This window comes from Streptomyces sp. NPDC043870 (assembly GCF_056435785.1).
Genome location: NZ_JBWKDT010000145.1, coordinates 1 through 1,427 on the forward strand (window position 1 = coordinate 1; position 1,427 = coordinate 1,427).

The 1,427-nt window shown below is 67.3% G+C and carries 1 protein-coding gene; it reads right to left on the reverse strand.

Annotated elements, in window-relative coordinates; all coding sequences use genetic code 11:
* Positions 1-21 precede the first annotated feature (21 nt).
* Entirely contained in the window at positions 22-1,224 is a 1,203-nt protein-coding gene (locus tag AC0699_RS39750) for an IS110 family RNA-guided transposase (RefSeq protein WP_478671607.1), read from the reverse strand.
* Positions 1,225-1,427: the final 203 nt, after the last annotated feature.

Genomic DNA, 1,427 nt, shown 5'->3' on the forward strand with positions numbered 1-1,427 from the left:
AGGAGAATCTCAATGATCGTGTCAAGCCGCCTGCGTGACCGGCGGGGTGGAGGTGAAGAGCCTCTTGTCGCGCAGCATTGCCCACAGGACATCCACTCGGCGTCGCGCGAGCGAGAGCAGGGCCTGGGTGTGCAGCAGGCCCTCGGATCGCTTCTTGAGGTAGTAGTCCCGGGAGGGGCCGGGCCGCATCATGGAGGTCTGCGCCGACATGTAGAAGATGTGTCGAAGGCGGCGGTTGTAGCGTTTGGGCCGGTGGTAGTTGCCGGTGCGGCGGCCGGAGTCCCGGGCGACCGGGGCCAGGCCGGCATGGGAGGCGAGGCGGTCGGCGTCCTTGTAGCCGCCCAGGTCGCCGACGATAGCGACGAACTCGGCGCCCAGGATCGGTCCCATGCCGGGCATGGATTCGATGATTTCGGCGCGTTCGTCGGTGCGGAAGGTCTCGCGGATCTCCCGGTCGTTGTCCTTGATCCGCTCATCGAGGGCCAGGAGCTGGTGGGCGAGGTCGCAGACCAGTTTGGCGGCCCGCTTCTCGCCGGGCAGGGCGGTTTGCTGGGACTGGGCGGCCTCCACAGCCTTGGCTGCGACGTCCGAGGCCCCGCGGACCTTGCGCCGTTCCAGCCAGGTGGTCAGGCGCTTCACGCCGATCCGCCGCAGGGCGGCCGGGGTCTGGTACTCGGTCAACATGACGACGGGGCCCTTGGCCGCGGAGTAGTCGAAGGCTCGTTCCAAGGCGGGACAGATCCCGACCAGCATGTCGCGGAGCCGGTTGATCAGCCGGACACGGTCGGCGATCAGGTCGGCGCGGTGGTTCGTCAGCAGTTGAAGGGTGGAGACCAGCTCCGGGGGTGTTTCCAGCGGCGCGAAGTCCCGGCGCATGCGTGCCTGGTCGGCGATGACCTTCGCGTCCTTGGCGTCGGTCTTGGCCTCTCCGCGGTAGGCGCCGGACATCCGGTTCACGGTGCGTCCGGGTACGTAGACGACCCGCTGGCCGTTGGCGACGAGCAGGGCCAGCAGCAGGGTGGAGGCCCGGCCGCTGATGTCCACCGCCCACCGCACTTCGTCGGCCCTCTCGCGAGCGGTCTCGATGAGCGTGAGGATCTGGGCTTCGTCGTTGATCACCTTCGTCGAGAACAGGGTCTCGCCGCCGGCATCCACGGCCACCGCCCAGTGATGCCCTTTGCCGGCATCGACGCCGACCCATATCCGCTTGTGAGACGTGCTCAAGCCTGTCGTTCCGTTCCCCTCGGACCAGCATTTCCGTGGTCCGAGGAACACTCCGCCGACAGGTCCTTAAGCAGCGATGACCGCAGTTCTCAATCAGTGGTCGGAGCGTCCCGGAGGACCGGGCGGCCATTCTCCTTGAGCCATCAGCGGCAACCTCGCATCAGCCACACCCGGTCCTCCCGGACCGCCAACATTCTTAAGGA